Raw genomic sequence first — 26,049 nt, 5'->3', positions numbered from 1 at the left:
CATGAACGACACCCTCGACCCCGTCACGCTCGTCGTGCTGCGCGGCCGCCTCGAACAGGTGGCCGACGAGATGGACGCCACGCTCTACCGCAGCGCGTTCAATCCCATCATTGCCGAGGCGCACGACGCCTGCCACGGCCTCTACGACGCCACGACCGGCGACACGCTGGTGCAGGGCAAGTCGGGCCTGCCGGTGTTCGTGGGCGCGATGGCCTTCGCGGTGCGCGCCACCGCCAAGGCGGCCGCGCCGCGCGGCGGCATGAAGGACGGCGACATCTGGATCAGCAACGATGCCTACGACGGCGGCACGCACGCCAACGACTTCAAGCTGGTCAAGCCCTTCTTCCGCAACGGCAAGCTGTATTGCTACATGGCCTCGGCCGCGCACTGGCACGACGTGGGCGGCGCGGTGCCCGGCAACTACAACCCCGCGGCCACCGAGTGCTGGCAGGAGGCGGTGCAGATTCCGCCGGTGCGCATCGTGCAGGGCGGCGTGCTCGATGCCGACGTGCTCGCCATCCTGCAGGCCAACACGCGCCTGCCCGACAGTCTCTGGGGCGACCTCAACGGCCAGCTCGCCGCGCTGGAGCTCGGTGCGAAGCGGCTGCACGGCCTGCTCGACGAATACGGCGACGGCCTGGTGCTGAATGCGCTCGGCGAGCTGCGCGGCCGCGCGCTGCGCCTCATGCGCTCGCACATCGCCTCGCTGCCCGACGGCCGCTACAGCTTCGAGGACGTGCTCGACAACGACGGCATCGTCAACCAGCCGCTCACCATCGCGCTCGACATGACGGTGGCCGGCGACCGGCTCACGCTCGACTTCTCGCGCACCTCGCCGCAATGCGCGGGGCCGGTGAACATTTCGCGCGCCACGGCGGTCGCGGCCTGCTACGTCGCGCTCAAGCACCTGTTCCCCGACGTGCCCGCGAACGCCGGCGTGCTGGACGCGGTGGACTTCGTGATTCCCGACAAGCTGGTGATCAGCGCCGAGCGCCCGCGCCCGGTCGGCGGCTACACCGAGACCATCCTGCGCATGATCGACGTGATCTTCAGCGCCGCCGCGCAGGCCGACCCCACGCGCGCGGTGGCGCAGGCCTACGGCACCATCAACGCGCTGTCGATCGCGGGCCACCGCAGCGACAAGGGCCGCGAAGGCCAGCGCTGGGTGATGTTCAGCTTCTTCGGCGGCGGGCACGGCGGCCATTCGGGCGGCGACGGCCTGTCGCACGGCAACGCGCCGATCTCGACCGCGACGATTCCGCCGCTCGAAATCCTCGAGGCCGCCTACCCCGTGCGCTTCACCGAATGGTCGCTGCGCGCCGACTCGGGCGGCGACGGCCGGCACCGCGGCGGCCTCGGCGCCGTCTACGAGATCGAACTGCTCGAGAAGGATGCCGAGGTGTTCGTCTTCGGCGAGCGCGGCACCTCGCCGCCCAAGGGCATAGCGGGCGGCGGACCGGGCGCCCTCAACGTGTTCCGCTACGAGAACGCGGGCGAATGGCACACGCCGCCCATGGTGTCGAAGATGCGCGGCATCCAGCTCGCGCGCGGCGAGCGCGTGCGGCTCGAAACGCCCGGCGGCGGCGGCTGGGGCCGTTCCGGCGAGCGGCCCGCTTCGCAGCGCGAAGCCGATGCTGCCATGGGCTACGTCACGGCCGCTAGCGGCGGCAAGAAAGCATCCGAATGAGCACCACAAGCAAATCCCTGGTCGTCGGCGTCGATGTCGGCGGCACCTTCACCGACCTGTTCGTGCTCGATGAGGCCAACGGCAGCGCGCGCATCGTCAAGGTGCCCTCCACGCGCGGCGAGGAAGCGCGCGGCTTCATGAACGGCGTGGCGCGCGTGGCCGATTCGGCCGCGGCCATCGCCACCATCGTGCATGGCACCACCGTCGGCACCAATGCGCTGCTCGAACGCAAGGTGGCGCGCACCGGCATCATCACCACGCGCGGCTTTCGCGACGTGCTCGAGATGCGCCGCCGCGACCGGCCCGAGACCTGGGGCCTGCGCGGCAGCTTCGTGCCCGTGGTGCCGCGCGACCTGCGCCGCGAAGTCGACGAGCGCGTGCTGGCCGACGGCACGCTGCACACGCCGGTCGACCTGGACCAGGTGCGCGCCGAAGCACGCTCGCTGCTCGAGGCCGGTTGCGAGGCCGTCTGCGTATTCTTCATCAACACCTACGCCAACCCCGAGAACGAACGGCTCGCCGTGGCGGCCGTGCGCGCGCTCTGGCCCAACCCGCACGTCACCTCGGCCAGCGAGGTGCTGCCCGAGATCCGCGAGTTCGAGCGCTGCTCGACCGCCACGCTCAATGCGGCGCTGCAGCCGGTGGTCGGCAGCTACCTCGGCCGCCTCGAAGCCGACCTGCGCGCGCAGGGCTTCGCGGGCGAGCTGCTGGTGGTGCAGAGCAACGGCGGCGTGATGTCGCGCCAGACCGCGAGCGACCTGCCGGTGCGCACCGCGCTCTCGGGCCCGGCGGCCGGCGTGATCGCCTGCGCGGCCATCGCGCGCGCCGCGGGTTTTCCGAATGCGATCACCGGCGACATGGGCGGCACCTCGTTCGACGTGTCGCTGGTGGCCAACGGCGAGGCTGCGCTGGCCGCGCAGACCGCGATCGAGTTCGGCATGGTGATCCGCTCGCCGATGATCCAGATCGAAACCATCGGCGCGGGTGGCGGTTCCATCGCTTCCGTGGATGCGAGCGGCATGCTGCAGGTTGGCCCCGAGTCCGCCGGCAGCGTGCCGGGACCGGCGTGCTACGGGCGCGGCAACATGCGCCCGACCGTGACCGATGCCAACGTGCTGCTCGGCCGCATCGCCGCCGACCGGCCGCTCGGCGGCGGGCTGCTCGCGGCGTTGGACGCAGAGAAGTCCCGGCAGGCCATCGAGGCGCACGTCGCGCGCCCGCTGGGCCTCGATGTGCACGCCGCGGCCGAGGCGATCCTTACCGTGGCCAATGCGCGCATGGCGGGCGCGATCCGCCTCGTGTCGATCGAGCGCGGGCACGATCCGCGCCGCTTCGCGTACATGCCCTTCGGCGGCGGCGGTGCGCTGCATGTGTGCGCGATGATGCGCGAGGTGGGCGTCGCCACCGGCATCGTGCCGCGCTATCCCGGCGTGACCTCGGCGCTGGGCTGCGTGATCGCCGACATGCGCCACGACGCGGTGCAGACCCTCAACAGGCCGCTGGCCGAACTCGACGTGGCCGACCTGCAGCGCCGCATCGACGAACTTTCGGCCGCCTGCCAGCAGCGCCTCGACTCCTCGGGCGTGCGCTTCGACGAAGTGCGCGAAGTGATCGCGCTCGACATGCTCTATACGGGCCAGACCCACACGCTGCCCGTGGTGCTGGCCGATGCGGGCCGTACGCCGATCACCGCGCAATCCATTCGCGCCGCATTCGAGGCCAGTTACAGCGCCGCTTTCGGCCGGGTGCTCGACGGCATCCCGATCCGCGTGATGAACCTGCGCTATGCGCGCATCGGCGTGCGGCCCAAGTTCGACCTGAAGGTGCTGGCCCCCGAAGGGCAGGGCAGCACCGCGCCGCTGGGCACGCAGCGCGTGTTCCACCATGGCCAGTGGCACGAGGCCGTGCGCTACGCGCGGCTCGAACTGCCGGTGGCCGCGCGCATCGAAGGGCCTGCGATCCTCGAGCAGGCCGACACCACTGTGTGGCTCGAACCCGGCTTCCACGCCGAGGTCGATGCGCACGGCAACCTGCTGGTGAGGCCGTCATGAGCGCAGCGAAGACGGCGCTGGTCATCATCGACCTGCAGAACGACTTCCTCGATGCCAAGGGCGCCTATGCGCGCGGCGGCGACACCAACCCGCCGGCCTTGCTTCTGCCGGTGCGCGTGGCCGAAGTGGCGCGCGCGCTCAAGGCCGCGGGCGGCCTCGTGGTGGCCAGCCAGTTCACGCTGTGGCCCGATGCGGCCGGCGAGCCGATGGTGTCGCCGCACCTGAAGGCGCTGCGTCCTTATCTGAGGAAGGGCGACTTCGCGCCCGGCAGCTGGGGCCAGGCGAATGTCGATGCGCTGGCCGGACTCGTCGACGTGGCGGTCAGCAAGGTCGCGTATTCGGCCTTCTTCAACACCCAGCTCGACTGGGTGCTGCGCCGCGCGGGCATCGACACCGTGGCGGTGTGCGGCATCGTGACCAACGGCGGCGTGGCCAGCACCGTGCGCGATGCGCACATGCGCGACTACCGCACGCTGGTGCTGGCCGACGGCTGTGCGGCCTTCGGCGAAGAGCGCCATCAGACCTCGCTGGCCGATATGCGCAACGTGGCCGAGGTGACCGACTGCGCGGCTTTCATCGCGCTGCTCGCATGACGGCAAGCCCTTCGCGCCTCGTCCGCCGCGCAGCGCAGCTCGAGGCCGATGTGCAGGTGCCGGTGGCCATCGTCGGCGGCGGTGCCTGCGGGCTCACGGCCGCGCTGATCCTGGCCGATGCGGGCGTGGACTGCGTGGTGCTGGAGCGCGATGCGTTGCCGAGCGGCTCGACCGCGCTGTCCTCGGGCTTCATTCCCGCGCCCGGCACGCGCACGCAGCGGGCGCATGGCGTGCAGGACGACAGTGCCGAGCGCTTCGCCGCCGACATCCAGGCCAAGGCCCATGGCCGCGCGGCGCCCGCGCTGGTCGAGGCCTATGCGGCCGCCATCGGGCCGGCGCTCGATGCGCTGCAGGAGCGGCACGGCCTGCAATGGATGCTGCTCGACGGCTTTCTCTATCCGGGCCACAGCGTGCATCGCATGCACGCATTGCCGCAGAAGACCGGCGCATCGCTGATGGCGGCGCTGCAGACGGCCGTCGAGGCGGCGGGCATTCCCGTGCTGACGCAGGCGCTGGTCGACACGCTGGTGCTCGACGACGAAGACCGCGTGATCGGCATCGACTGTGCGCGGCCCGGCGGCAGCCGCGAAACGCTGGGCTGCGGCGCACTGCTGCTCGCCTGCAACGGCTTCGGCGGTAATTCGGAAATGGTCCGCACGCTGCTGCCCGAGATGGCCGAAGCCACCTTCGGCGGCCATGCCGGCAACGACGGCAGCGCGATCCTCTGGGGCGAAGCGCTGGGCGCACGCCTGCGCGACCTGGGCGGCTACCAGGGCCATGGCTCGTGGGTCACGCCGCAAGGCGCGCTGATGTCCTGGGCCGTGATGATGGAGGGCGGCGTACAGCTCAACCGCGAGGGGCGGCGCTTCCACGACGAGACGCAGGGCTACTCGGAAGCCGCCGTGCACGTGCTCGCGCAACCGGGCGGCATTGCATGGAACGTGTTCGACACGCCGCTGCTTGCACTGGCGCGGGGCTTTCCCGACTTCTGCGAGGCCGAAGCGGCAGGTGCGCTGCGCCGCTGCGAATCGGTGGCTGCGCTGGCGGATTGCATCGGCTGCGAGCCTTCCGCCTTGCAGGGCACGCTCGACGCCATGCGCGCCGGCACGCCGCCGCCCGATGGCCGCGTGTTCGCACGCGCACTCGAAGTGCCGTACTTCGCAGTAAAGGTCACGGGTGCGTTGTTCCACACCCAGGGCGGCCTCGACACCGCGCCCGACATGCGCGTGCTGCGGCACGACGGCACGCCCTTCGCCAACCTGTTCGCCGCCGGCGGCGCGGCGGGCGGCGTGTCGGGCGATGCGGTGTGGGGCTATCTCTCCGGCAACGGCTTGCTGAGCGCCGTGGCCGGCGGCTACATCGCGGCGCGCACGGCGGCCGCACTGATCCAATCGACGGAAGCATCCGCATGACGAATCCATCCTTCAAGACCCGGCTCGCGCGCAACGACATCGTGCTCGCACCCGGCGTGTACGACGCCCTCAGCGCCCTCGTGGCCGAGCAGGCCGGCTTCGAGGCGCTGTACCTCTCGGGCGCATCGATCGCCTACACGCGGCTCGGCCGCTCCGACATCGGCTTGACCACCTTCACCGAGGTGGCCGACACGCTCGCGCGCATCACCGAGCGCGTGAACCTGCCCGTGATCGTCGATGCCGACACGGGCTTCGGCAACGCGCTCAACACGCAGCGCACCGTGCGCGGATTCGAGCGCGCGGGCGCGGCGATGGTGCAGATCGAGGACCAGACCTTTCCCAAGCGCTGCGGCCACCTCGACGGCAAGACCGTGGTGCCCGAGCGCGAGATGGTCGGCAAGTTGAAAGCCGCGCTGGACGCGCGCACCTCGAGCGACACGCTGATCCTCGCGCGCACCGATGCGGTCGCGGTCGAAGGGCTGGAGGCCGCGCTCGACCGCGCCGAGGCCTACCTCGCCTGCGGCGTCGATGCGCTCTTCATCGAGGCGCTGCGCTCGCCCGGGCAGATGGACGCCGCCTGCCGGCGCTTCGGCGACCGCGTGCCGCTGCTCGCCAACATGGTCGAAGGCGGCAAGACGCCGATCCAGGATGCCGATGCGCTGCAGGCCCATGGCTTTCGCATCGCGATCTTTCCGGGCGGCACCGCACGCGCCGTGGTCCACACGCTGCAAGGCTACTACGCGAGCCTGCACCGGCACCGCACCACGCAGCCGTGGCGGCCGCAGATGCTGGACTTCGACGCCCTCAACGAGGTGATCGGCACGCCGGAGCTGATGCGCACCGGACAGAAGTACGACTGACCTGCCACCTCAGCGCAGCACGCGGACCAGCTCGTCATACACCAGCCGCACGCGCGCCGGCACCGGCGCGCGCTGCGAGCGGTAGACGTGGATCGGCCAGGGCTCGGGGGCGTCGGCCTCGAGCACCGCCACCAGCTCGCCCGAGGCCAGCAGCGGCTCGGCCAGCGGCCCCACGAGCTGGCCGAAACCCAGGCCCGCGCGCACCGCGGCGCATTCGGCATCGACGTCGTCGGTGACGAAGGCCGGCGCGGCGACCGGCACCTGCCGCCCCTTGCTGAAGAACCAGGACCAGGGGCGGCCCGAGCTGCGGTCCATCAGCGCGGTGAGCGGAAAGCCGGACAGCATGTCGAGACTCTTCGGGATGCCGGTGCGCTCGACCAGCGCGGGCGCGGCCACCACGTGGAGCCGCATCTTGCCGACCGTGCGCGCAACGAAGCGTGCATCGCGGATCGGGCCCGCGCGCACGCCGATGTCGATCTGTTCGTCGACCACGTCGGCATGCGCCTCCGACAGCCGCAGGTCGAGCACCAGGCCCGGATGCGCGGCCAGCATCGGCGCGAGCGCTTCCGGGATCAGGCGCCGGCCGAACACGTTGGGCGCGGTGACGCGCACCGTGCCCGCGTGCTGCGACAGCGCGCGCCGGTCGGCGCGGTGGAACAGCGCATCGACGCCGCCGACCGCGGCACGCGCGCGCTCGGCGAGCTGCCGGCCGAAATCGGTGAGCTGCACGCCGCGCGTGCTGCGGTGGAACAGCGGCTCGCCCAGTTCTTCTTCCAGCTCGCGCACCGCGCGCGTCACGACCTGCGGCGAAACGGACAGGCGCGCGGCGGCCTCGCGGAAATTGGCAGCGGCGGCGGCGGTGCAGAACACGCGCAGGGCTTCGAGACGGTTGGCCATGGGGGGCTTTCAAGAGAAGGTGTATTCCAGGTCAAGGAATTCTGAAGTCGCCAGAGTTTCATTTACGGGAACGCGTGGATTTTCCACACTGCATGCACTTCTTCAACAACACATCCGAAAGGAATTTCCCATGACATCCGTTCAAGACAACATCCGCGGCAAGGTCGCCATCGTCACCGGCGCGAGCAGCGGGCTCGGCGAATCGACAGCGCGCCACCTGGCCGCGCGCGGCGCCAAGGTGGTGCTCGCGGCGCGCCGCACCGACCGGCTGGAGAAGGTCGTCGCCGAGATCCGCGAGGCCGGCGGCGAGGCCATCGCCGTGGCCACCGACGTGGCCAAGCGTGCCGACCTGGAGCAGCTTGCCGCAGCGACGGTCGAGGCCTTCGGCCGCATCGACGTGCTGGTCAACAACGCGGGCGTGATGCCGCTGTCGCCGATCGAGAAGCTCAAGGTCGACGAGTGGGACCGCACCATCGACGTCAACATCAAGGGCGTGCTCTACGGCATTGCCGCGGTGCTGCCGCGCATGCAGGCCCAGGGCGGCGGCCACATCGTCAACGTCGCGTCGATTGCGGGGCTCAAGGTGTTCACGCCGATCGGCACCGTCTACAGCGCGACCAAGCATGCGGTGCGCGCCATCTCCGAAGGGCTGCGCGTCGAGATGGGCAACAGCGGCGTGCGCGTGACCATCGTCTCGCCCGGCGCGGTGGAGTCGGAGCTGAAGTTCGGCAGCACCGACGCCGAGAGCGCGGCCGGCGTGAAGGCGTTCTACGAGGCCAACCAGATTCCCGCCGATTCGGTGGCGCGCGCGGTGGTCTATGCCGTGGAGCAGCCCGCGGACGTGGACATCAACGAGGTGGTGCTGCGGCCGGTCTCGCAGGAGTTCTGATTCGGGAGGGCGGGGCTTGGCGGCCCCGCTGCGCACCCATTAACCTTCAACCGTAGAAGGTCATTGCCAGCCAAAAGTGCAAAGCCCCTGCAAAATAGAACGACCGTTCGTTTTATTCCGGAGCTTTCACGATGTCTGTCAATGCCGTTCCCGCCAAGCCGGCCCGCGCCGCCCAGAAGGGCCAGCAGACCAAGGCCGTGATCGTCGACGCCGCGCTGGCGCTGGCGGCGCAGATCGGGCTCGAGGGCCTGTCGATCGGTGCCGTGGCCGAGCTCACCAAGATGAGCAAGTCGGGCGTGTTCGCCCACTTCGGCTCGCGCGAGGAACTGCAGATTTCCGTGGTGCGCGAGTATCACGCACGTTTCGAACAGGAAGTGTTCTTTCCCGCCCTCGAGGCGCCGCGCGGCCTGCCGCGCCTGCGCGCCATGTTCGCCAACTGGATGAAGCGCACCTCGGCCGAGATCGACTCGGGCTGCATCTACATCAGCGGCGCCTCCGAATTCGACGACCGTCCCGGCCCGGTGCGCGATGCGCTGGTGGAGTCGGTCAGCATCTGGCAGGCGGCCGTGCTGCGCGCGATCGTGCAGGCCAAGAGCGAAGGCCATCTGCGCGCCGATGCCGATGAGCGGCAGCTGGCCTTCGAGATCCACGGCCTGATCCTCGCGCTGCACTACGAAGCGCGCTTCCTGCAGGTACCGGGTTCCATCGGCCGCGCCAACGTCGGCTTCGACAACATCCTGGCGCGCAGTGCCACGCCCGATGCGCCGCCCGCCGAAGCCGCGGCAGCGGCCAAGCCCGCCGCCTCCCGCCGGCTCAAGCCGGTGCGCTGAGCGGCCCCGTTTCCCTTTTTTCTTTTTCCCTTTCAGTTTTCGACCAGGAGAGTCCCGGATGCCCAGCTACAACCCACCCTTGCGCGACATGCAGTTCGTGCTGCACGAAGTGCTCAACGTCGCCGACGAACTCAAGGCGCTTCCGGCCCATGCCGAGACCGATGCCGACACCATCAACGCGGTGATCGAGGAGGCCGGCAAGTTCGCCGCCGAGGTGACTTTTCCGCTCAACATCAGCGGCGACGAAGAAGGCTGCACGCTCGACAAGGCCACGCATGAAGTCAAGACGCCCAAGGGCTTCAAGGACGCTTATGCCAGGTACGTCGAAGGCGGCTGGCCCGCGCTGTCGTGCGACCCGGCCTTCGGCGGCCAGGGCCTGCCCTTCGTGGTGAACCAGTGCCTGTTCGAAATGCTCAACAGCGCCAACCAGGCCTGGACCATGTACCCCGGCCTCTCGCACGGCGCGTACGAAGCGCTGGTGGCCCATGGCACCGACGAACAGAAGAAGACCTACCTGCCCAAGCTCACGAGCGGCGAATGGACCGGCACCATGTGCCTGACCGAGCCGCACTGCGGCACCGACCTGGGCCTGCTGCGCACCAAGGCCGAGCCGCAGGCCGACGGCACGTACCGCATCACCGGCAGCAAGATCTTCATCTCGGCCGGCGAGCACGACATAGCCGACAACATCATCCACCTGGTGCTGGCCCGCCTGCCCGATGCGCCCAAGGGCAGCAAGGGCATCAGCCTGTTCGTGGTGCCCAAGTACAAGGTGAAGGCCGACGGCTCGCTCGGCGAGCGCAACCCGATCTTCTGCGCCGGCCTCGAGCACAAGATGGGCATCCATGGCAACGCCACCGCGCAGATCGTGATCGAAGGCGCCGCCGGCTCGCTGGTGGGCGAGCCCAACAAGGGCTTGCAGGCCATGTTCGTGATGATGAACGCCGCACGCCTGGGCGTGGGCAACCAGTCACTCGGCCTGACCGAAGTGGCTTACCAGAATGCGCTGGCCTACGCCAAGGACCGCATCCAGATGCGTTCGCTCTCGGGCGTGAAGGCCAAGGACAAGGAAGCCGATCCGATCATCGTGCACCCCGACGTGCGCAAGATGCTGCTCACGGCCAAGGCATACGCCGAAGGCGGCCGCGCGCTGCAGATCTTCTGCACGCTGCTGCTCGACAAGGCGCACAACCATCCCGACGAGAAGGTGCGCAAGGATTCGGACGAACTGGTGGCGCTGCTGACGCCGATCGTCAAGGCCTTCATCACCGACAACGGCCACATCGCAACCAACGCCTGCATGCAGGTGTTCGGCGGCCATGGCTTCATCAAGGAATGGGGCATGGAGCAGTTCGTGCGCGACAACCGCATCAACATGATCTACGAGGGCACCAACACCATCCAGTCGCTGGACCTGCTGGGCCGCAAGGTGCTGGGCAACAACGGCGCGTCGCTCAAGAAGTTCGGCAAGCTGGTTGCGAAGCTGGTGGAGGAAGAAGGCGTGAACGAGAAGATGGCCGAGTTCATCAACCCGATCGCGGGCCTGGGCGACCAGCTCACCAAGTTCACCACCGAGATCGGCTTCAAGGGCTTCCAGAACCCCGACGAAGTGGGCGCCGCCGCGGTCGACTACCTGCGCGTGGCCGGTCACTTCGTGTTCGGCTACCTGTTCGCGCGCATGGCGCAGGTCGCGCTGCGCCAGATCGCGGCCGGCAACACCGACCCGTTCTACGTCGCCAAACTGCAGACCGCGCGCTTCTACTTCGCCAAGCTGTTCCCCGAGACCGCGACGCTGATGCGCACCGCGCGCGCCGGCAGCAAGGTGCTGATGGATACCGACGCGGCGCTGGCCTGAGGCCTTCGTCCTTTCTTCATCGTCCGACCGGGAGCCGCCCATGAAATCGACGCTTGCAGCCATCGTCCTCGCCGCCACTTCCGCCGTGGCCGCGGCCCAGACCACGCCGGTGGGGCTGTGGCGCAACGTCGACGACAAGACCGGCGAGGCCAAGGCCGAGATCCGCATCGGCGAGGCCAACGGCGCGCTCATCGGCCGCATCGAGAAGTCGCTCAAGAAGGACGCCAAGCCCGACGCGATCTGCGACGAATGCAGCGACGACCGCAAGGGCAAGCCCATCACCGGGCTCGACATCATCCGCGGCGGCAGGAAGGCCGAGGGCAAGGACGTCTGGGAAGGCGGAAAGATCCTCGACCCCGAGAACGGCAAGGAATACCGCGCGAGCTTCACGCCGATCGAAGGCGGCAAGAAGCTCGAAGTGCGCGGCTACCTGGGCCCCTTCTGGCGTACCCAGACCTGGAATCGTGCCCAGTAAACCACCGCACTTTCAATCCAAGAAATACCAATCAACATGTCCCGATTCCAAGTGAAGAAAGTCGCCGTGCTCGGCGCCGGCGTGATGGGCGCGCAGATCGCGGCCCACCTCGTCAACGTGCGCGTGCCCGTGGTGCTGTTCGACCTGGCCGCAAAGGAAGGCCCGAAGAACGGCATCGTCTCGCGCGCCATCGACAACCTCAAGAAGCTCAAGCCCGCGCCGCTCGGCGACGTGGCCGACGCGGTGCTCATCGAGCAGGCCAACTACGAAGACGACCTCGCCAAGCTCGGCGAGTGCGACCTCGTCATCGAAGCCATTGCCGAGCGCATGGATTGGAAGCTCGATCTGTACAGGAAGATCGCGCCCCATGTCGCCAAGCATTCGATCCTGGCCTCCAACACTTCGGGTCTGTCGATCACCAAGCTCAGCGAGGCGCTGCCTGAAGCGCTGAAGCCGCGCTTCTGCGGCATTCACTTCTTCAACCCGCCGCGCTACATGTTCCTGGTGGAGCTGATCAACACGCCCACCACCGAGCCGCAGGTGCTCGACGACCTCGAGGCCTTCGTCACCAGCACGCTCGGCAAGGGCGTGGTGCGCGCGCACGACACGCCCAACTTCATTGCCAACCGCGTCGGCATCGCCGGCATGCTGGCCACGCTGAAGGAAGTCGAGAAATTCGGCCTGACGCCCGACGTGGTGGACGACCTCACGGGCAAGAAGCTGGGCCGCGCGAGCTCGGGCACCTTCCGCACCGCCGACGTGGTGGGCCTGGACACCATGGCGCACGTCGTGAAGACGCTGCAGGACAACCTCAACGCCGAAACCGATCCGTTCTATGCCAACTTCTCGACGCCGTCGGTGCTCGCCAAGCTGCTCGAGCTCGGCAACCTGGGCCAGAAGACCAAGGCCGGCTTCTTCAAGAAGGTCGGCCGCGACATCCTGCGCTTCGACCTCCAGAGCGGCGAGTACGTGCCCGCCGGCGCCAAGGCCGACGAGGTGTATGGCCGCATGCTGAAGAAGCCCGCGGGCGAACGCCTGAAGCTCTTGCGCGAGAGCGAGGGGCCGCAGGGGCAGTTCCTCTGGGCCATCCTGCGCGACGGGTTCCACTACGCCGCGGTGCACCTGGCCGACATCGCCGAGAGCGCGCGCGACATCGACTTTGCGATGCGCTGGGGCTTCGGCATGAAGCAGGGCCCGTTCGAGCTCTGGCAGGAAGCCGGCTGGGCGCAGGTCGCCAAGTGGGTGCAGGAAGATATCGACGCCGGCAAGGCGCTGAGCACGGTGCCGCTGCCCAAGTGGGTGTTCGAAGGCCCGGTGGCCGAGGCCGGTGGCGTGCACACGCCCGAAGGCTCGTGGAGCGCGTCGCAGAACAAGTTCGTTCCGCAGCGCAAGCTGCCGGTACACGGGCGCCAGCTGTTCCCCGAAAGCGTGCTCGGCGCGAACGCGGCGGATGCCAACACGGCCGGCACCACCATCAGCGACGAAGGCGATGTGCGCGTGTGGACGCTCGACGGCGAAGTGCTGATCGCGAGCATCCATTCGAAGATGCATGCGATCAGCCCCGACGTGGCCGAGGCGCTGGGCGCCGCGGTCGACCTGGCCGAAGCCGAATACAAGGGCCTCGTGATCTGGTCGCCCGATGAGATGTTCTCGGTCGGCGCCGACCTGCAGGCGATGCTGCCGGCCTTCGTGGTCGCGGGCATCGGTGCGGTCGAGGGCGCGGAAGAAGAGCTGCAGAACGTGATGCTCAAGATCCGCTATGCCAGCGTGCCGGTGATCTCGGCCGTGCGCGGCATGGCGCTGGGCGGCGGCTGCGAGCTGGCCATCCATTCGGCCAGGCGCGTGGCCGCGATGGAGAGCTACATCGGCCTCGTCGAAGTGGGCGTGGGCCTGATTCCGGGCGCCGGAGGCCTGACCTACATCGCACGCCGCGCGGCCGAGAACGCCGCGGCCTCGACGGGCACCGACCTGCTGCCGTTCCTGACCGAAGGCTTCACGGCCGCCGCGATGGCCAAGGTGGGCACCGGCGCGCTCGATTCGAAGAAGCTGGGCTATCTGCTCGACAGCGACGTGATCGTGCCGAACAAGGACGAGCTGCTCTACGTGGCGCTGCAGCAGGCGAAGGCCATGGCCGATGCCGGCTACCGCCCGCCACTGCGCCGCAGCTTCCGAGTGGCCGGCCGCAGCGGCGCCGCGACGATCAAGGGCCAGCTCGTGAACATGCGCGACGGCGGCTTCATCAGCGCGCACGACTTCCACATCGCGAGCCTGATCGCGAACGTGGTGACCGGCGGCGACGTGGACGCGGGCTCGCTCGTGACCGAGGAATACCTGATGGCACTGGAACGCAAGGCGTTCTGCTCGCTCATCGTGCATCCCAAGACGCAGGAGCGGATCATGGGGATGCTGAGCACGGGGAAGCCGTTGCGCAACTGACGCAGTCCTTCTCTTCCTCCTTCCCCCTCTGGGGGAAGGCCGGGATGGGGGCACGCAGCCGATGCAGAACCAATCCACTCCCAACGCGCAAAAGAATGCTCGCGTTCTCCGACGCGAGATGACCGACTCCGAGCGCAAGCTGTGGAGCGGGCTGCGCAGCGAACAACTGGGGGTGAAGTTCCGTCGGCAGCACCCACTCGGGAACTACATCGCCGACTTCGCTTGTCTCGATCCGAAACTGATCGTCGAACTGGATGGATCGCAGCACCAAGCGCAAGAAAGCTATGACGCGCGACGCGATGCCTTCTTGCGTGGGCAGGGATTCGAGGTCCTGCGTTTCGGATCGAACGATCCATTTGTCAATTTTGAAGGGGTGCTTCAGGCCATCGTCAATCGACTTGCCGAATTGAAGGCCGCTTGCCCCCATCCCAACCTTCCCCCAGAGGGGGAAGGAGCCAAATCCAGGAGCTATCCATGAAACAAGTCCAAGACGCCTACATCGTCTCCGCCACCCGCACCCCCATCGGCAAGTCGCACCGCGGCTACTTCCGCAACTACCGGCCCGACGACCTGCTCGCGACCACGCTCAAGGCCGCACTCGCCGCCGTTCCCGGCCTCGATCCCAAGGCCATCGAGGACATCATCTGCGGCTGCGCGATTCCCGAATCGCAGCAGGGCCTGAACGTGGCGCGCATCGGCGCGGTGCTGGCGGGCCTGCCGACCAGCATCGGCGGCATCACCGTCAACCGCTTCTGCGCCTCGGGCCTGTCGGCCGTGCAGATGGCAGCGGACCGCATCCGCGTGGGCGAGGCCGACGTGATGATCGCGGCCGGCGTCGAAAGCATGAGCATGGTGCCGATGATGGGCAACTCGCCCTCGCTGTCGCCCTCGATCTTCGAGCGCGAGGGCGACGTGGGCATTGCCTACGGCATGGGCCTTACGGCCGAAAAGGTCGCGCAGCAATGGAAGGTGAGCCGCGAAGCGCAGGACGCGTTCGCGCTCGCCTCGCACCAGAAGGCCCTGGCCGCGCAGAAGGCCGGCAAGTTTGCCGACGAGATCACACCCATCGAAGTGACCGACCGCACGCCGGACCTGGAAACCGGCGAATCGATTGCCAAGACGCGCACCGTGAATCTCGACGAAGGCGCGCGTCCCGACACCAGCCTCGAAGGCCTGGCCAAGCTGCGCACCGTGTTCGCCGCCCGCGGCACGGTCACGGCCGGCAACAGCTCGCAGACCTCCGACGGCGCGGGCGCGCTGATCCTCGCGAGCGAAAAGGCGGTGAAGCAGTACGGCCTCACGCCGCTCGCGCGTTTCGTGAGCTTTGCCAGCAAGGGCGTGCCGCCGCACATCATGGGCATCGGCCCGATCGAGGCCATTCCGGCCGCGTTGCGCTATGCGGGGCTCAGGCACGAGGACATCGATTGGTTCGAGCTCAACGAAGCCTTCGCCGCGCAGTCGCTCGCCGTGATCGACACGCTGGGGCTCGACCCGAGCAAGGTCAACCCGATGGGCGGCGCGATCGCCCTGGGCCATCCGCTCGGCGCGACCGGCGCAATCCGTGCGGCCACGGTGGTGCATGCGCTGCGGCGCGAGAACCTGAAGTACGGCATGGTCACGATGTGCGTGGGCATGGGGCAGGGCGCCGCGGGAATTTTCGAACGCGTCTGAGCGTTCCACCCCTGCCGCATGCAAGCGCACCAGCACCAGAAACTTCGGGTGGACGACGAGACGCAGCTCGCCGTGCGCCGCTATGAGCCGGCGGGTGAGGCTCGTGCCAGCATCGTCATCGGCGGTGCGATGGGCGTGCGCCAGTCGTTCTACGAACCCTTCGCGCAGTGGCTCGCGCAGCAGGGCCTGCGTGTCTGGACCTTCGACTACCGCGGCTCGGGCGATTCGCGCAACGGCGCCTCGCTGCGCGGCTTCGAGGCCGACCTGTTCGACTGGGCGCGCGACTACGAAGCGGTGATCGACGCCGCCAAGGCCGCGCTGCCCGAACAGCCGCTCTACCTCCTCGGCCACAGCCTGGGCGCGCAGCTGCCGGGTTTCCTGCGGCGGCCTGAACAGGTCGACGGCCTCGTCAGCATTGCGGCCGGCAGCGGCTACTGGCGCGAGAACGCGCCCAAGCTCAGGCGCAGCATCCTCTACTTCTGGTTCGTGCTCGTGCCGCTGGCCACGCGGCTGTGCGGCTACTTTCCGGGCCGCCGGCTCAAGAAGGTGGGCGACCTGCCGCGCGGCGTGATCCTGCAGTGGCGGCGCTGGTGCCTCCACCCGCGCTACAGCGTGGGCGCCGAAGGCGATCTGGCGCTGCAGAGCTACGGGCGCGTGCGCTTCCCGGTGCTCGCGCTGTCGATCACCGACGACGAGCTCATGACGCTCGCCGGCACCGAAAGCCTGCTGAGCTTCTATGCCGGCGCGCCGCGCGCCATGGAGCGCATTGCGCCGGCCGACGTGCAGGCGCGGCGCATCGGGCACTTCGGCTTCTTCCGCGAACAGTTCAGCCAGAGCCTGTGGCCGAGCACGGTCGAGAAGCTGCACCGGCTGGCCGCGCTTACCGCAGTGCAGCAAGCCGGCGTCCCGCACACGACTGCGTGACGCCATCCACCGGAGGCACACTGCAAATCATCATGAGCATGCAACACCCCTTCGACAAGGCCATGGCCCTGCAGCACAGCGACATCCGCGTGGGCCATTTCACCGGCGCCACGAGTCCGGACTACTGGAACATGGTCGGCCCGTTCGGCGGCGCCACCGCGGCCATCGCGCTGCAGTCGGTGATGCAGCATCCGGATGTGCTGGGCACGCCGATCGCGCTGACCGTCAACTTTGCGGCCGCGCTGGAGGCCGGCGCATTCGACGTGCAGGCCACGGCGGTGCGCACCAACCGCTCGACCCAGCACTGGACCGTGCAGATCACGCAGCCCGGCGCAGGCGGCGCGCCGAACATGACCACCACTGCCACCGTGGTGACGGCCGCGCGCCGCGACACCTGGGGCCAGAGCGACCTGCCGATGCCCGAGGCGCCCCGGCCCGAGACGGTCGAGCGCCTGAGCATCGGTCCGTCCGGCGTGGCCTGGCTCGACCAGTACGAGATGCGCCTGTTCAGCGGCCGCATTCCCGCGAAGTGGGACGCGAGCCTGCATCACAGCGAAAGCCGGCTCTGGCTGCGCGACGCGCAGGCGCGGCCGCTCGACTTTGCCTCGCTGGCCGCCATGAGCGACGTGTTCTATCCGCGCGTCTGGCTGCGCCGCGCCAAGCATGTGCCGGCCGGCACGGTGTCGATCACCACGTATTTCCATGCCGGTCCGGCGCAGCTGGCCGAGGTCGGCACGGGCTACCTGCTGTGCCGGGCGGCGGGGCAGCAGTTCTTCAACGGCTTCTTCGACCAGGCGGCGCATCTGTGGAGCGAGCAGGGCGTGCTGCTCGCCACCTCGAACCAGATCGTCTACTACAAAGAATAGCGATCGATGACTTCCATGCAAAAGACCGCACTCATCGTCGGCGCCGGCGACGCCACCGGCGGTGCCATTGCCCGCCGCTTCGCACGCGAAGGCTATGCCACCTGCGTCACGCGCCGCAGCCTCGACAAGCTGCAGCCGCTGGTCGCGCAGATCGAGGCCGCGGGCGGCCGTGCCCCCGCCTTCGGCTGCGATGCGCGCAAGGAAGAAGAAGTGGTGGCGCTCGTCGAGCAGATCGAATCGACGATCGGCCCGATCGAGGTGATGGTGTTCAACATCGGCGCGAACGTGCCCGAGAGCATCCTGAGCGAGACCGCGCGCAAGTACTTCAAGGTGTGGGAGATGGCCTGCTTCTCGGGCTTTCTGAACGGGCGCGAGGTGGCCAGGCGCATGGTGGCGCGCGAGATGCCGAAGAGCGGGCATCGCGGCACGATCATCTTCACGGGCGCCACGGCCTCGCTGCGCGGCGCGGCCAACTTCGGCGCGTTTTCGGGTGCGAAGATGGCGCTGCGTGCGCTGGCCCAGTCGATGGCACGCGAGCTCGGGCCGCAGGGCATTCACGTGGCGCACGTGGTGGTCGACGGCGCCATCGACACCGAGTTCATCCGCAGCAATTTTCCCGAGCGCTATGCGCTGAAGGAAAGCGACGGCATCCTGAACCCCGAGCACATCGCCGACAGCTACTGGATGCTGCACTCGCAGCCGCGCGACGCCTGGACGCATGAGCTCGATCTGCGGCCTTGGTCGGAGAAGTTCTGAGATGACTTCGTGCTGTTCGATTCGTCGTGTTGTGTTTGAAGTTCTTCGTTCAGGGCGCGCTCCCGCCGACGGGGTACCTTGCTCCGCGAATGTCCTCCGGCCTGCGGCCTCCCCCTTTATTTCGCTGCGCAAGGCACCCCATCGACGGGAGCGTTGGACAGAGCGGTCGTTGATCGCAAGATCATTAGCAGCGTGCCCTGTGCACGCGCCCTGAACAACAGCGCCAAGAACAAGAGCACCTCATAAGGAGACCCCAATGACAAAAACAGTCGAGTTCTATTTCGACTTCGGCAGCCCCGCCGCCTACCTGGCCGCCACGCAGTTGCCGCACGTGTGCGCCGACACCGGCGCCGAGCTGGTGTGGAAGCCCATGCTGCTGGGCGGCGTGTTCCAGGCCACGGGCAACCGGTCGCCGGCCGAGGTCGTGCCCAAGGCGCCGTACATGACGATCGACCTGCAGCGCTTTGCTAAACGCTACGGCGTGCCCTTCGTGCACAACCCGCACTTTCCCATCAACACGCTGCTGCTGATGCGCGGCGCCACCGGCATCCAGATGAAGGAGCCGGCACGCTTCGGCGCGTATGTCGATGCCGTCTTCCATGCGATGTGGGTCGAGCCGAAGAACATGAACGACCCGGCCACCGTGGCCGCCGTCTTGCAGAATGCGGGCTTCGACGCCGCCGCCTTGCTTGCGCTGGCCGGCACGCAGGACGTGAAGGACCGCCTGAAGGCCGTCACGCAGGAAGCGGTGGCGCGCGGCGTGTTCGGCGCGCCCACCATGTTCGTCGGCGACCAGATGTTCTGGGGCCAGGACCGCCTGGATTTCGTGCGCGAAGCCCTCGACGCCTGATCGCGCCGCCATCAAAACCGTTTTATCCAAGGACCATTCCCATGAGCGACATCCTCGTCCACACCGAAGCCGGGGTGATGACCCTCACCTTCAACCGCGTCGACAAGAAGAACTCCATCACCAGCAGCATGTACGGCGAACTCGCCGATGCACTGGCCGCAGCCGAGGGCGATGCGGCCGTGCGCTGCGTGCTGATCCAGGGCGACCCCACCATCTTCAGCGCGGGCAACGACATCGGCGACTTCCTGAACGCGCCGCCCGCCGGCAAGGATTCGCCGGTGTTCCGCTTCCTGCGCGGCATCGCGGCCTTTCCGAAGCCCATCGTCGCGGCCGTGTGCGGCCCGGCCGTGGGCATCGGCACCACGATGCTGTTCCATTGCGACCTCGTCTATGCGGGCGACAACGCAGCGTTCTCGATGCCTTTCGTGAACCTGGGCCTGTGCCCCGAGGCGGCGTCGAGCCTGCTGGTGCCGCAGATGCTGGGTTACCACCGCGCGGCCGAGGCACTGCTGCTGGGCGAGCCCTTCATGGCCGAGGCCGCGCTCGAAGTGGGCCTGGTCAACCGCATCGTGCCGCCCACCGAAGCCAATGCCATCGCGCAGGTGCAGGCCCGCAAGCTCGCGGCCAAGCCGCTGAGCGCGCTGGTCGAGACCAAGCGCCTGCTGAAGAAGGCGCAGATGCCTGCCGTGCTCGAACGCATGGACGAAGAAGGCGCGAGCTTCGGCCGCATGCTGCGCGAACCCGCCGCACGCGAAGCCTTTGGCGCGTTCATGGAAAAGCGCAAGCCCGATTTCTCCAAGGTTTGAGGCGCGTTTCGCGCTTGCCCGCAAACGGTGCATGCGTACACTGTCGCCGTGCAAGTTTTCGAGACAAGATCGCCGGCAACGCCCACCCAGCGCACGAATGATGCTACTGAAAAAGTAGCAATCGACACCACGCGCAGGCGTACTTTAGGCCTGCTCGCAGGCACCCTGGCCGCGCCTTCGCTGGCCTTGGCCCGCGTGCGGCCGCTGCGCATCGGCCTCATCGGTTCCTGGTCCGGCCCCTATGCCGCCGGCGGGCGCCAGTTCGATGCCGGCATGTCGGTCTGGCTCGCCGCCCATGACCAGCGCATTGCGGGGCGTCCGGTCGAGCTGCTGCGCCGCGACGTGCCCGGCAGTGCGCCCGAGCAGGCGCGCCGCCACGCGCAGGACCTGGTGGAGGGCGAACGCGTGGACCTGCTCGCGGGGCTGGACTTCAGCTCCAACGCCTATGCCGTGGGTGCCGTGGCCACGCAGGCCAAGGTGCCGCTGCTGGTGATGAATGCGGCGTCGTCGGGCATCACGGCGCGTTGCCCGTTCGCGGTGCGGGTGTCCTTCACCATCGCGCAGGTCACGATGCCGCTGGCGCGCTGGGCGATCCAGCAAGGGCTGCGCGACGTCTGCACCGTGGTGGCCGACTATGCCTCGGGTGTCGATGCCGAGAGCGCCTTCGTCTCGGCCATCACCGCCGGCGGCGGGCGCGTCGGCGCGATGCTGCGCGTGCCGCTCAACACGCTGGACTATTCGGCCTACATGCTGCGGCTGCGCGAGCTCAGGCCGCAGGCGGTGTTCTTCTTCCTGCCTTCGGGCCAGATGCCCGCGACCTTCCTCAAGTTCTGGCGCGACCGCGGCATGGCCGACACCGGCATCCGCCTGCTCGCGACCGGCGACGCCACCGACGACCACTACCTCGAAGGCATCGGCGAGCTGGCCGATGGCCTCGTGACCAGCCACCACTATTCGTTTGCCCACGAGTCGGCGGCCAACCGCCGCTTCACCGGCGTCTTCGAGGCCGAGTACGGCAGCCACCTGCGGCCCGGCTATTTCGCTGTGGCGGCGCACGATGCGCTCGCGGCGGCCGATGCCGCGATGAGTTCGCCGGCCGCGCGCAGCGGCTTGAGCGGCGAACGGCTGGTGGACGCTTTCCGCGGCCTCCAGCTCGAGAGCCCGCGCGGCCCGATCGAGATCGACGCCCACACGCGGGACATCGTGCAGGCCGTCTACATCCGCCGCACCGAAAGGCTCGACGGGCGCTGGGTCAACCGCGAGTTCGAACGCTTCGAGCGGGTGCGCGAGCCGGCGCTGTGAGCGCGCTCAGGGTTGCTGCTCGATCGGCCGGGGCCGGCCGTTGTCGTCGATGGCCACGTAGGTGAAGGTGGCTTGGGTCACCTTGACGTATTCGCCCTGCGCCTTGAAGCGCTCGGCGAAGACCTCGACCGTCACCGTGATCGAGGTGCGGCCGATGCGCACCAGCTTCGAATAGAAGGACAGGATGTCGCCCAGCCGCACCGGCTGCTTGAAGATGAATTCATTCACCGCGACGGTGGCCATGCGCCCCCTGGCGTAGCGTGCCGGAATGACCGAGCCGGCCAGGTCGCACTGCGCCATGACCCAGCCGCCGAAGATGTCGCCGTTGGCATTGACGTCGGCCGGCATCGGAATGACCTTGAGCACCAGCTCCATGTCGGCGGGCAGGCTCTTGAGGGTTGCGGCAGCGGCGGTGCTGGAAATGTCGGACATGGGCACAATCTGGAACAAACGAAGCAACCACGATTGTCCCTCATGCGCCGCAGCGGCGAAGCCCTACCTCCTCCCCCCCACAGCGCCACCGGCCATGCGCCGGCGCGCAGCGACCGCTCCGACTGGGCGACGCTGCGCCGCCTTTTCCCCTATCTCTGGCAGTACAAGTGGCGGGTGATCGCCGCGCTCGGCTTCATGGTGGGCGCCAAGGTGGCCAACGTGGGCGTGCCGGTGCTGCTCAAGAACCTGATCGACACGATGACGCCCAAGCCGGACATGGCGCAGGCGCTGCTGATCGTGCCCATCGGGCTTTTGCTGGCCTACGGGCTGCTGCGCTTTTCGACCGCGCTGTTCGGCGAACTGCGCGAGCTGATCTTCGCCAAGGCCACCGAGGGCACGGCGCGGCGGATCGCGCTGGAGGTTTTCGGGCACCTGCATTCGCTGAGCCTGCGCTTCCACCTGGAGCGCCAGACCGGCGGCATGACGCGCGACATCGAGCGCGGTACGCGCGGGGTGCATTCGCTGATCTCGATGTCGCTCTACAGCATCGTGCCGACCCTCATCGAGCTGGCGCTGGTGCTCACCATCCTGGGCGTGAAGTTCGATTCGCTGTTCGTCTGGATCACGGGCGCGGCGCTGGTGCTCTACATCACCTTCACGGTCACGGTGACCGAGTGGCGCACCCAGTTCCGCAAGACCATGAACGAGCTCGACTCCATGGCCCAGAGCCGCGCGGTCGATTCGCTCTTGAACTACGAAACCGTCAAGTACTTCAACAACGAGGAGTTCGAGGCCAGGCGCTACGACGCCAGCCTGGACCGCTACCGCAAGGCCGCCATCAAGAGCCAGCGCACGCTGAGCATGCTCAACACCGGCCAGCAGCTGATCATCGCGACCAGCCTGGTGCTGATGCTGTGGCGCGCGACCTCGGGCGTGGTGGAAGGGCGCATGACGCTGGGCGACCTGGTGATGGTCAACGCCTTCATGATCCAGCTCTACATTCCGCTCAACTTCCTGGGCGTGATCTACCGCGAGATCAAGCAGAGCCTGACCGACCTCGACAAGATGTTCGTGCTGCTGGAAAAGGAGCGCGAGGTGCGCGACGCGCCCGGCGCGCCGCCGCTCGCGGGCGCCGACTCCACCGTGCGCTTCGAGGACGTGAGCTTTGCCTACGAACCCGCCCGGCCCATCCTCAAGCACGTGAGCTTCGAGATCCCGGCCGGCAAGACGGTGGCCGTGGTGGGCCCCTCGGGCTCGGGCAAGTCGACGCTCGCGCGGCTGCTCTACCGCTTCTACGACGTGCAGCAGGGCCGCATCACCATCGGCGGGCAGGACATCCGCGAAGTGCAGCAGTCGAGCGTGCGGCGCGCGATCGGCATCGTGCCGCAGGACACGGTGCTGTTCAACGACACGGTCGAATACAACATCGCCTACGGCCGCCCCGGCGCCACGCGCGAAGAGGTGGAAGGCGCAGCTCGCGCCGCGCGCATCCACGACTTCATCTCGGCCACGCCCAAGGGCTATGAAACCACGGTCGGCGAGCGCGGCCTCAAGCTGTCGGGCGGAGAGAAGCAGCGCGTGGCCATTGCGCGCACGCTGCTCAAGAACCCGCCGATCGTGATCTTCGACGAGGCCACCTCGGCGCTCGACTCGGCCAACGAGCGCGCCATCCAGTCGGAGCTCAGGAGCGCCGCGCAGGACAAGACCACGCTGGTGATCGCGCACCGCCTGTCGACCGTGGTCGACGCGCACGAGATCCTGGTGCTCGAAGCGGGCGTGATCGTCGAGCGCGGCACGCATGCCGAGCTGCTTGCGAAGCAGGGCCGCTATGCGCAGATGTGGGCCTTGCAGAAGAGCGAAGCCACACCGCTGATGTAGCCCGACCATTTTTGATATCGATGAGGAGTTCAGACGTGTCGACCAAGATTCCCCTGCTGGTGCTCAACAGCCTTTCGAGCGCCCACCAGGCCCAGATTGCCGAGGTCTACGACATGACCTATGCCTTCGACCCCGCCGCGCGCGCCGCGGCGATTGCCGAGCACGGCAAGAAATTCCGCGCGGTGCTGACCATCGGGGTGATCGGCATCACGCCCGAAGAGATCGCGGCCATGCCGGCGCTCGAGCTGATCTGCTGCCTGGGCGCGGGCTACGAAGGCGTGCCGCTCGAAGTGACGCGTGCGCGCGGCATCGCCACCGCCAATGGCGCAGGCACCAACGACGACTGCGTGGCCGACCATGCCTTCGGTCTCTTGATCGGCATCGTGCGCGAGTTCCGCAAGCTCGACCGGCTGTGCCGCGAGGGCGTGTGGCGCGAAGCCATTCCGCAGCCGCCGAACGTGTCGGGCAAGAAGCTCGGCATCCTGGGGCTCGGCACCATCGGCCAGAAGATCGCGAAGCGCGCGGCTGCCTTCGACATGGAGATCGGCTATCACAACCGCAAGCCGCGCGAAGGCGCAGCGCACCGCTACTTCGATGACCTGAAGTCGCTGGCCGCCTGGGCCGATTTCCTGGTGCTGGCCGCGCCGGGCGGGCCTGCCACGCGCCATCTCGTGAATGCCGAGGTGCTCGATGCGCTCGGGCCGCAGGGCTACCTGGTCAGCATCGGGCGCGGCAGCGTGGTCGACACCGAGGCGCTGGCGTCGGCGCTGCGCGAGCACCGCATTGCCGGGGCCGGCCTCGATGTGTACGAGAGCGAGCCGAATCGTCCCGAACCGCTGGTCGGCCTCGACAACGTGCTGCTGACGCCGCACATGGCGGGCTGGTCGCCCGAGGCCACGCAGAAGTCGGTCGACCATTTCCTTGCGAATGCCGAAGGGCACTTCGCGGGGCGCGGCGTCCTCACCCCCATCTGAATCCTTGCTCCTTCCCCCTCTGGGGGAAGGTTGGGATGGGGGCAGGCAGAGCGCTCGATGGATGCGCCGCGTGCCCCCACCCCAGCCTTCCCCCAGCGGGGGAGGGAGTCAAGCCAATACGGGGGGGTGACGAGAGCCCCAGCCGCAGGCCTGGTCATAGGCATGCCCCAGCCGCAGCACCTCGAGGTCCGCATGGATCGGCCCGGCCAGCTGCAGCCCCATCGGCAGCCCGCCTTCGCCGAAGCCGGCGCGCACGTTCAGCGTCGGCAACCCGGCCAGCGTGAACGGCGTGACGATCTCCATCCAGCGGTGATACGTGTCGCTCGCCACGCCAGCGACTTCCTTCGGCCAGTGCAATTCCGCGTCGAACGGAAACACCTGCGCGGTCGGCGCCAGCACGAAATCGAAGCGCTCGAACAACTTGAGGAATGCACGGTACACGTTCGAGCGGTAGAGCGAGGCCTGGTAGAGCGAGGCCGCATCGAGATGCCGGCTCTGCTCGATTTCCCACTGCGCTTCCGGCTTGAGCTGCGCGAACAGCTTCGGGTCGCTCAGGTAGGCGCCGAGCTTGCCGCCCACCAGCAGCTGACGCAGCCGCAGCCAGGCGCTCCAGTTGTGCTCGCGCGGCACGTCGAGCGTGCAGGGCTCGACCTCGCAGCCGATGGCGCGGAAGGTGTCCAGCGCCTTCTCCCCGAGTTCGCGGATGCCGGGCGCGAGCGGCAACTCGGGCCAGAGGCTGCCGAGCCAGCCGATGCGCAGGCCTTTTCCATCGCCGTCAAGCGCGATGGCGTCGGGCGAGGGCAGCGCCTGCGGCGACGACAGCGGGACGCGCGTGTCGAAGCCCGCCTGCACCGCGAGCAGCCGCGCGGCGTCTTCCACCGTCCGAGCCATCGGGCCTTCGGTGCCCAGCTGCTGGAAGAACAGCTCCTGCTCGGGATCGCCAGGCACGCGGCCGCGCGAGGGCCGCATGCCGATCACGTTGTTGAACGCGGCCGGGTTGCGCAGCGAACCCATCATGTCGCTGCCGTCGGCCACCGGCAGCATGCCCAGGGCCAGCGCCACGGCCGCGCCGCCGCTGCTGCCGCCGGCGCTGCGCTCGGGCGCATAGGCGTTGCGCGTGATGCCGAACACCGGGTTGTAGGTGTGCGAGCCCAGGCCGAATTCGGGCGTGTTGGTCTTGCCGATCACGATGGCGCCGGCCGCGCGCATGCGCGCGACGTGCAGGCTGTCGGTGCGCGCCGGCGAGCGCGGCGACAGCGGCGAGCCCATCGAGGTCGGCAGGCCGGCCGCGTGGCTCAGGTCCTTCACCGCCAGCGGAAAGCCATGCATCCAGCCACGCCGTTCGCCGCGCGCCAGCTCGGCATCGCGCTCGCGGGCTTCGGCCAGCAGGGCCTCGGGCTCGCGCAGCGAAACGATGGCGTTGAAGCGCGGGTTGAGCGCCTCGATGCGCGCCAGCGAGGCTTGCATCAGTTCTTGGCAAGACACGCTGCGGGCCGCGATGCGGCGCGAGAGTTCGGTGGCGCTGAGGTCGAGCAGGTCGGCTGAAGGCATGGCGAATGCGGGAAAAGGAGGGGGAGCCCAGTATGGCGCGGCGCTCGCATAATC

General features: G+C 68.4%; 23 protein-coding genes. 20 read left to right on the top strand and 3 right to left on the bottom strand.

The features are described from left to right. Position 1 precedes the first annotated feature (1 nt). Genes FB547_RS11005 through FB547_RS10985 form a run of 5 tightly spaced genes read left to right on the top strand, consistent with a single transcriptional unit; the run spans position 2 to position 6,603 of the window. Complete coding sequence (locus tag FB547_RS11005; protein ID WP_145742151.1) at positions 2 to 1,687, top strand: hydantoinase B/oxoprolinase family protein; 1,686 nt, start codon at positions 2 to 4, stop codon at positions 1,685 to 1,687. After that, positions 1,684 to 3,738: a hydantoinase/oxoprolinase family protein gene (locus FB547_RS11000; protein WP_145742149.1), complete on the top strand. Its 2,055-nt coding sequence runs from the start codon at positions 1,684 to 1,686 to the stop codon at positions 3,736 to 3,738. The genes FB547_RS11005 and FB547_RS11000 overlap by 4 nt, the downstream gene beginning before the upstream one ends. Continuing rightward, positions 3,735 to 4,331: a cysteine hydrolase family protein gene (locus tag FB547_RS10995; RefSeq protein WP_145742147.1), complete on the top strand. Its 597-nt coding sequence runs from the start codon at positions 3,735 to 3,737 to the stop codon at positions 4,329 to 4,331. Before FB547_RS11000 ends, FB547_RS10995 begins: the two co-directional genes overlap by 4 nt. Then, positions 4,328 to 5,743: an FAD-dependent oxidoreductase gene (locus tag FB547_RS10990; protein ID WP_145742145.1), complete on the top strand. Its 1,416-nt coding sequence runs from the start codon at positions 4,328 to 4,330 to the stop codon at positions 5,741 to 5,743. The genes FB547_RS10995 and FB547_RS10990 overlap by 4 nt, the downstream gene beginning before the upstream one ends. Then, positions 5,740 to 6,603: an oxaloacetate decarboxylase gene (locus FB547_RS10985; RefSeq protein WP_145742143.1), complete on the top strand. Its 864-nt coding sequence runs from the start codon at positions 5,740 to 5,742 to the stop codon at positions 6,601 to 6,603. Before FB547_RS10990 ends, FB547_RS10985 begins: the two co-directional genes overlap by 4 nt. 9 nt (positions 6,604 to 6,612) lie before the next feature. On the opposite strand, the gene FB547_RS10980 is transcribed toward FB547_RS10985, so the two are convergent. Further along, positions 6,613 to 7,500 (bottom strand): substrate binding domain-containing protein, encoded by an 888-nt coding sequence (locus FB547_RS10980; protein WP_145742141.1) that lies wholly within the window; start codon positions 7,498 to 7,500, stop codon positions 6,613 to 6,615. A 130-nt stretch (positions 7,501 to 7,630) separates the two neighbouring features. Here FB547_RS10980 and FB547_RS10975 point away from each other — a divergent pair, with 130 nt between their 5' ends. The 13 genes from FB547_RS10975 (at position 7,631) to FB547_RS10915 (ending at position 21,160) form a co-directional block, all read left to right on the top strand. Further along, complete coding sequence (locus FB547_RS10975; protein WP_145742139.1) at positions 7,631 to 8,389, top strand: SDR family oxidoreductase; 759 nt, start codon at positions 7,631 to 7,633, stop codon at positions 8,387 to 8,389. A 131-nt stretch (positions 8,390 to 8,520) separates the two neighbouring features. After that, positions 8,521 to 9,219 (top strand): TetR/AcrR family transcriptional regulator, encoded by a 699-nt coding sequence (locus tag FB547_RS10970; protein WP_145742137.1) that lies wholly within the window; start codon positions 8,521 to 8,523, stop codon positions 9,217 to 9,219. A gap of 58 nt (positions 9,220 to 9,277) precedes the next feature. Next, positions 9,278 to 11,074 (top strand): acyl-CoA dehydrogenase C-terminal domain-containing protein, encoded by a 1,797-nt coding sequence (locus FB547_RS10965; protein WP_145742136.1) that lies wholly within the window; start codon positions 9,278 to 9,280, stop codon positions 11,072 to 11,074. 40 nt (positions 11,075 to 11,114) lie between these two features. Continuing rightward, on the top strand, positions 11,115 to 11,549 hold the full coding sequence (locus FB547_RS10960; RefSeq protein WP_145742134.1) for a DUF2147 domain-containing protein: 435 nt from the start codon (positions 11,115 to 11,117) through the stop codon (positions 11,547 to 11,549). A gap of 36 nt (positions 11,550 to 11,585) precedes the next feature. Continuing rightward, on the top strand, positions 11,586 to 13,985 hold the full coding sequence (locus tag FB547_RS10955) for a 3-hydroxyacyl-CoA dehydrogenase/enoyl-CoA hydratase family protein (RefSeq protein ID WP_145742133.1): 2,400 nt from the start codon (positions 11,586 to 11,588) through the stop codon (positions 13,983 to 13,985). Positions 13,986 to 14,103: 118 nt separating this feature from the next. Next, positions 14,104 to 14,463 (top strand): endonuclease domain-containing protein, encoded by a 360-nt coding sequence (locus tag FB547_RS10950; protein WP_261380260.1) that lies wholly within the window; start codon positions 14,104 to 14,106, stop codon positions 14,461 to 14,463. Then, on the top strand, positions 14,460 to 15,656 hold the full coding sequence (locus FB547_RS10945; RefSeq protein WP_145742129.1) for an acetyl-CoA C-acyltransferase: 1,197 nt from the start codon (positions 14,460 to 14,462) through the stop codon (positions 15,654 to 15,656). Before FB547_RS10950 ends, FB547_RS10945 begins: the two co-directional genes overlap by 4 nt. Positions 15,657 to 15,674: 18 nt before the next feature. Beyond that, a complete protein-coding gene (locus tag FB547_RS10940; RefSeq protein WP_145742128.1) occupies positions 15,675 to 16,580 on the top strand; it encodes an alpha/beta fold hydrolase in 906 nt (301 codons plus the stop codon). Positions 16,581 to 16,612: 32 nt separating this feature from the next. Next, positions 16,613 to 17,446, top strand: a complete 834-nt coding sequence (locus tag FB547_RS10935; protein ID WP_145742126.1) for an acyl-CoA thioesterase — start codon at positions 16,613 to 16,615, stop codon at positions 17,444 to 17,446. 6 nt (positions 17,447 to 17,452) lie between these two features. After that, on the top strand, positions 17,453 to 18,202 hold the full coding sequence (locus tag FB547_RS10930; protein ID WP_145742124.1) for an SDR family oxidoreductase: 750 nt from the start codon (positions 17,453 to 17,455) through the stop codon (positions 18,200 to 18,202). A gap of 256 nt (positions 18,203 to 18,458) precedes the next feature. Beyond that, on the top strand, positions 18,459 to 19,052 hold the full coding sequence (locus FB547_RS10925; protein WP_145742122.1) for a 2-hydroxychromene-2-carboxylate isomerase: 594 nt from the start codon (positions 18,459 to 18,461) through the stop codon (positions 19,050 to 19,052). A gap of 41 nt (positions 19,053 to 19,093) precedes the next feature. After that, on the top strand, positions 19,094 to 19,858 hold the full coding sequence (locus FB547_RS10920) for an enoyl-CoA hydratase (protein ID WP_124959754.1): 765 nt from the start codon (positions 19,094 to 19,096) through the stop codon (positions 19,856 to 19,858). A 195-nt stretch (positions 19,859 to 20,053) separates the two neighbouring features. Beyond that, a complete protein-coding gene (locus tag FB547_RS10915; RefSeq protein WP_145742964.1) occupies positions 20,054 to 21,160 on the top strand; it encodes an ABC transporter substrate-binding protein in 1,107 nt (368 codons plus the stop codon). A 6-nt stretch (positions 21,161 to 21,166) separates the two neighbouring features. Here the strand turns inward: FB547_RS10915 and FB547_RS10910 are convergent, their stop codons facing one another. Next, positions 21,167 to 21,592, bottom strand: a complete 426-nt coding sequence (locus FB547_RS10910; RefSeq protein ID WP_145742120.1) for an acyl-CoA thioesterase — start codon at positions 21,590 to 21,592, stop codon at positions 21,167 to 21,169. A gap of 42 nt (positions 21,593 to 21,634) precedes the next feature. Here FB547_RS10910 and FB547_RS10905 point away from each other — a divergent pair, with 42 nt between their 5' ends. Then, positions 21,635 to 23,470, top strand: a complete 1,836-nt coding sequence (locus tag FB547_RS10905; protein ID WP_145742962.1) for an ABCB family ABC transporter ATP-binding protein/permease — start codon at positions 21,635 to 21,637, stop codon at positions 23,468 to 23,470. Between the two features lie 35 nt (positions 23,471 to 23,505). Then, complete coding sequence (locus FB547_RS10900) at positions 23,506 to 24,444, top strand: 2-hydroxyacid dehydrogenase (protein ID WP_145742118.1); 939 nt, start codon at positions 23,506 to 23,508, stop codon at positions 24,442 to 24,444. A gap of 108 nt (positions 24,445 to 24,552) precedes the next feature. Here the strand turns inward: FB547_RS10900 and FB547_RS10895 are convergent, their stop codons facing one another. Beyond that, positions 24,553 to 25,995: an amidase gene (locus tag FB547_RS10895; protein ID WP_145742116.1), complete on the bottom strand. Its 1,443-nt coding sequence runs from the start codon at positions 25,993 to 25,995 to the stop codon at positions 24,553 to 24,555. Between the last annotated feature and the right edge of the window lie 54 nt (positions 25,996 to 26,049).

This window comes from Variovorax beijingensis (assembly GCF_007828835.1).
Taxonomy (GTDB): domain Bacteria; phylum Pseudomonadota; class Gammaproteobacteria; order Burkholderiales; family Burkholderiaceae_C; genus Variovorax; species Variovorax beijingensis_A.
The sequence above is the reverse complement of the archived record's forward strand: the minus strand, read 5'-3'. Positions and strand labels throughout refer to the sequence as shown.

What these genes read in the sequence shown, in the direction of transcription:
- FB547_RS10995 (WP_145742147.1), top strand. Translation starts at nt 3,735, where the DNA reads ATGAGCGCAGCGAAGACGGCGCTGGTCATCATCGACCTGCAGAACGAC.
- FB547_RS10980 (WP_145742141.1), bottom strand. Translation starts at nt 7,500, where the DNA reads ATGGCCAACCGTCTCGAAGCCCTGCGCGTGTTCTGCACCGCCGCCGCC.
- FB547_RS10905 (WP_145742962.1), top strand. Translation starts at nt 21,635, where the DNA reads ATGCGCCGCAGCGGCGAAGCCCTACCTCCTCCCCCCCACAGCGCCACC.
- FB547_RS10930 (WP_145742124.1), top strand. Translation starts at nt 17,453, where the DNA reads ATGACTTCCATGCAAAAGACCGCACTCATCGTCGGCGCCGGCGACGCC.
- FB547_RS10925 (WP_145742122.1), top strand. Translation starts at nt 18,459, where the DNA reads ATGACAAAAACAGTCGAGTTCTATTTCGACTTCGGCAGCCCCGCCGCC.
- FB547_RS11005 (WP_145742151.1), top strand. Translation starts at nt 2, where the DNA reads ATGAACGACACCCTCGACCCCGTCACGCTCGTCGTGCTGCGCGGCCGC.
- FB547_RS10960 (WP_145742134.1), top strand. Translation starts at nt 11,115, where the DNA reads ATGAAATCGACGCTTGCAGCCATCGTCCTCGCCGCCACTTCCGCCGTG.
- FB547_RS10975 (WP_145742139.1), top strand. Translation starts at nt 7,631, where the DNA reads ATGACATCCGTTCAAGACAACATCCGCGGCAAGGTCGCCATCGTCACC.
- FB547_RS10895 (WP_145742116.1), bottom strand. Translation starts at nt 25,995, where the DNA reads ATGCCTTCAGCCGACCTGCTCGACCTCAGCGCCACCGAACTCTCGCGC.
- FB547_RS10965 (WP_145742136.1), top strand. Translation starts at nt 9,278, where the DNA reads ATGCCCAGCTACAACCCACCCTTGCGCGACATGCAGTTCGTGCTGCAC.
- FB547_RS10940 (WP_145742128.1), top strand. Translation starts at nt 15,675, where the DNA reads ATGCAAGCGCACCAGCACCAGAAACTTCGGGTGGACGACGAGACGCAG.
- FB547_RS10945 (WP_145742129.1), top strand. Translation starts at nt 14,460, where the DNA reads ATGAAACAAGTCCAAGACGCCTACATCGTCTCCGCCACCCGCACCCCC.
- FB547_RS10950 (WP_261380260.1), top strand. Translation starts at nt 14,104, where the DNA reads ATGACCGACTCCGAGCGCAAGCTGTGGAGCGGGCTGCGCAGCGAACAA.
- FB547_RS10985 (WP_145742143.1), top strand. Translation starts at nt 5,740, where the DNA reads ATGACGAATCCATCCTTCAAGACCCGGCTCGCGCGCAACGACATCGTG.
- FB547_RS10970 (WP_145742137.1), top strand. Translation starts at nt 8,521, where the DNA reads ATGTCTGTCAATGCCGTTCCCGCCAAGCCGGCCCGCGCCGCCCAGAAG.
- FB547_RS11000 (WP_145742149.1), top strand. Translation starts at nt 1,684, where the DNA reads ATGAGCACCACAAGCAAATCCCTGGTCGTCGGCGTCGATGTCGGCGGC.
- FB547_RS10935 (WP_145742126.1), top strand. Translation starts at nt 16,613, where the DNA reads ATGAGCATGCAACACCCCTTCGACAAGGCCATGGCCCTGCAGCACAGC.
- FB547_RS10920 (WP_124959754.1), top strand. Translation starts at nt 19,094, where the DNA reads ATGAGCGACATCCTCGTCCACACCGAAGCCGGGGTGATGACCCTCACC.
- FB547_RS10955 (WP_145742133.1), top strand. Translation starts at nt 11,586, where the DNA reads ATGTCCCGATTCCAAGTGAAGAAAGTCGCCGTGCTCGGCGCCGGCGTG.
- FB547_RS10910 (WP_145742120.1), bottom strand. Translation starts at nt 21,592, where the DNA reads ATGTCCGACATTTCCAGCACCGCCGCTGCCGCAACCCTCAAGAGCCTG.
- FB547_RS10990 (WP_145742145.1), top strand. Translation starts at nt 4,328, where the DNA reads ATGACGGCAAGCCCTTCGCGCCTCGTCCGCCGCGCAGCGCAGCTCGAG.